The organism is Rhizobium atlanticum, from assembly GCF_030182485.1.
Classification (GTDB): Bacteria; Pseudomonadota; Alphaproteobacteria; order Rhizobiales; family Rhizobiaceae; genus Rhizobium.
In genome coordinates, this window is record NZ_JAQJCJ010000080.1 from 1 (window position 1) to 1093 (window position 1093).

General features: G+C 59.7%; 1 pseudogene. It reads left to right on the top strand.

What is annotated here, in order from left to right:
• Positions 1-134: 134 nt before the first annotated feature.
• A pseudogene (locus PH551_RS32780) lies at positions 135-1093 on the top strand (IS256 family transposase); the annotation flags it as partial.

Sequence of the window (1093 nt, forward strand, 5' to 3'; positions counted from 1 at the left end):
TGACGGTAGGGAGTAAAGCCGAGCGCCCGCGCGCTTCTCGTTGCGCTGTAGCGGGTGATCGGCTTTGCGGGCGGCCATCAGTGTTTTCCGCTAGGGTCGGGTTGTTCAAGACCAACCTGACGGAAAGATCACCGATGACCAATGACATGATGAACGTGCGTTCGCTTGTTGAGAAGAGTGCCGATGCAGATTTGTTGCGTGAGATGATCGGTCTTGCTGCCGAGCGGCTGATGGAGTTGGAGGTCGGCTCGGCCACGGGTGCTGACTTCGGTGTGAAGAACCCGATGCGGCTCACTCAACGCAATGGCTACCGTGACCGCGATTGGGAGACGCGGGCTGGCACCGTCGAGCTTCGCATTCCGAAGCTGCGCAAGGGCAGCTACTTTCCGAGCTTCCTTGAACCGCGCCGCATGGCAGAGAAAGCTCTGACGGCCGTTATCCAGGAAGCGTATATCCAGGGAATCTCGACTCGTTCTGTCGACGACCTGTGGTGGACGCGACCTATCTCAAGGTCCGGCGTGGCGGCCGCATCGTCTCAGTCGCCGTCATTATCGCGGTCGGCGTCAATAACGACGGTCGGCGCGAGGTCCTGGGTATGGAAGTTGGCACCTCGGAGGCCGAACCGATCTGGACGGAATTCCTGCGCAGGCTGACACGTCGAGGATTACGTGGTGTGAACCTTGTTGTCTCTGATGCACATGAGGGCATCAAGGCTGCCGTTTCCAAGGTTCTCAATGCCACTTGGCAAAGGTGCCGGGTTCACTTCATGAGGAACGTGCTCGCGCATGCTGGAAAGAGCGGCAGGCGGGTCGTATCCGCCTTCATCGCGACGGCCTTTGCCCAGGAGACCCCGGAGGCAGCAAGCCGCACAATGGCGCAGTGTCGCCGATCAAATCAGGCCGAAAGTGCCGAAGCTTGCCACCATCATGGACGACGCTGAAGAGGACGTGCTCGCCTACATGACCTTCCCGAAAGAGCACCGGGCAAAGCTGCACTCGACGAATCCAATTGAGCGTCTCAACGGCGAAATCAAGCGACGCACCGAGGTCGTCGGCATCTTTCCGAACGACGAAGCCATCGTCCGTCTCGTCGG